The organism is Fulvivirga aurantia, from assembly GCF_009711475.1.
Taxonomy (GTDB): domain Bacteria; phylum Bacteroidota; class Bacteroidia; order Cytophagales; family Cyclobacteriaceae; genus Fulvivirga; species Fulvivirga aurantia.
This window is the reverse complement of the sequence record NZ_SMMD01000236.1, coordinates 1-1,151: the sequence shown is the minus strand read 5'-3', so window position 1 is coordinate 1,151 and position 1,151 is coordinate 1. Positions and strand designations below refer to the sequence as shown.

Here is a 1,151-nt window from a genome sequence, read left to right as displayed (position 1 = left end):
GTGCAAATAAAGTATGGTCTTTACCCATTCCTACATTCTCACCTGGGTGATGCTTAGTTCCTCTTTGTCTTACAAGTATATTTCCCGCGATGGCATTCTGGCCACCAAATATCTTAACGCCAAGTCGTTTACTTTCCGACTCTCTTCCGTTACGCGAACTACCTGCTCCTTTTTTGTGTGCCATAGTGTTCTATTATTTTGATATTCCTTCGATTAAAACCTTTGTGAATTGTTGTCTGTGACCATTCTTCTTTTTGTAACCTTTTCTTCTTTTCTTTTTGAAAACGATTACTTTGTCACCTTTTACGTGTCCTAGAATTTTTCCAGAAACTTTGGCCCCTTTTATTAGAGGTGCACCAACATCGACTTTACCATCATTGTCTAATAATAGTACTTTGTCGAATTCTACGGAAGCGCCTTCTTCGCCCTCCATCTTAGGAGCGTATACGAATTGGTCTTGCGTTACTTTGAACTGCTTACCGGCTATGTCAACTATTGCGTACATTTTATATACTATGTTATTTTAAAAAAACGGAGTGCAAAGATAGGGTTAATTGTAGAAAGATCAAACACTTGCATTGTTTTTTCAAACATGTCGTCTCTTCGTGAAAATGCTGTAATATTTACTAATTTTGCTTTGCTTGCTTGCTTATCCTGCTTGCTTTGCTTGCATTTTTTCGCAATATTGTAACTAAGACCTAAAAGCAGCTCCAAAGCTCATGAAAATAAATGTCCCAGAAAAATATGCTGATTTATACATCAAAGCTCTTGTTGAGCGAAAAAAGATGTTAGAGGCTAAAATTGAGGACTTTAAGAAAGAAATCGAAGAAATTGACAGCCATGTGAGCGCCTTTACAAGCATGCCAATTTTTAACGAAAGTCATGAGTACAGCTCAATTAAATGGGAATCTAAAGGCTATCGAAGCGAATGGCCCTGGACTAAGAAAATTTCTTACTACGAAGAGTTTAGAGGGCAATTAATGACATCTAATGAGGTGGTCGACTTTATCATGGACAAAGAACCTGACCTGATAAAAACAAAGGTAAGAAGCTCAGTTTCAGCTGCTTTGTCTAACCGCTTGAAAACAGAAACCTATATCAAGTTTATAGACCCAATCTCACAGACCACATATTATGGCCCTAAAGAGTGG

Annotated in this window: 3 protein-coding genes; 1 reads left to right on the top strand and 2 read right to left on the bottom strand. The window is 37.6% G+C overall.

From position 1 onward, the window contains the following. Positions 1–184 (bottom strand): 50S ribosomal protein L27 (gene rpmA, locus E1176_RS00805; protein ID WP_155208691.1); only part of this gene is annotated, 184 nt, incomplete at its 3' end. 9 nt (positions 185–193) lie between these two features. Next, a complete protein-coding gene (gene rplU, locus E1176_RS00800; protein WP_155208690.1) occupies positions 194–505 on the bottom strand; it encodes a 50S ribosomal protein L21 in 312 nt (103 codons plus the stop codon). Between the two features lie 214 nt (positions 506–719). On the opposite strand from rplU, the gene E1176_RS00795 reads away from it, so the two are divergent. Then, on the top strand, positions 720–1,151 hold a 432-nt coding region (locus E1176_RS00795), incomplete at its 3' end, for a hypothetical protein (protein ID WP_155208689.1).

Excerpts from the sequence above, each read along its gene's own strand:
- rplU (WP_155208690.1), bottom strand. The coding sequence starts at position 505 with ATGTACGCAATAGTTGACATAGCCGGTAAGCAGTTCAAAGTAACGCAA.